This window comes from Globicatella sanguinis NBRC 15551 (genome assembly GCF_001552295.1).
Classification (GTDB): domain Bacteria; phylum Bacillota; class Bacilli; order Lactobacillales; family Aerococcaceae; genus Globicatella; species Globicatella sanguinis.
Genome location: NZ_BCQX01000248.1, coordinates 1 through 645 on the forward strand (window position 1 = coordinate 1; position 645 = coordinate 645).

1 protein-coding gene is annotated in these 645 nt (G+C 32.9%); it reads left to right on the plus strand.

Annotation, left to right across the window (positions count from 1 at the left end; all coding sequences use genetic code 11):
• On the plus strand, positions 1-592 hold a 592-nt coding region (locus GSA01S_RS10390), incomplete at its 5' end, for a site-specific integrase (RefSeq protein ID WP_157064840.1).
• Positions 593-645 lie beyond the last annotated feature (53 nt).

A 645-nucleotide genomic window follows, 5' to 3' on the forward strand; every position in this document is an offset into this window, starting at 1 on the left:
TTTTATAAAAGCTATGAATAATCCTCAAGAATATATTATGTTTAGGGTGATTGCATACACAGGAATCAGAAAAGGTGAAATGTGTGGATTGAGATGGTCTGACTTTGATGAACTTAATGGCACTCTTTCAATTAGAAGAACGGTAGCAAGAGGCAAGGACTTTAAGAAGATTATTCAGACACCAAAGACAGTTTCAGGAGAGAGAACTATCCCTCTGGATGATGAAACAATAAAAGATTTAAAAGAATGGCGAAATATTCAACGTGAAGTAATGATTCTTCATGGATACAATACAAATTCACCAGAACAATACATTATCACGAATGAATCTAATGAGTTTCAATACTCTGCATACCCTTATGTTGTTCTAAAAAAGGTTAGAAAGAACTTTGACATAGATCATATAACTGTACATGGTTTACGTCACACTCATGTTTTTCTCCTTCTTGAAGCTGGTGTACCAGTTAAAGAAGTGCAATCACGTTTAGGACATGAAAACACCGATATGATTTTTCAAGTGTACGACCATGTTAATAAACAAAAAGAATGTGAAGTTGGTGACATTTTTGCTGATTTTGTAGTTAGTAATTAATAACTATGTGTTACTTTATTTTAACGTAAATGAACGTATAAAAAAGCAAAGGG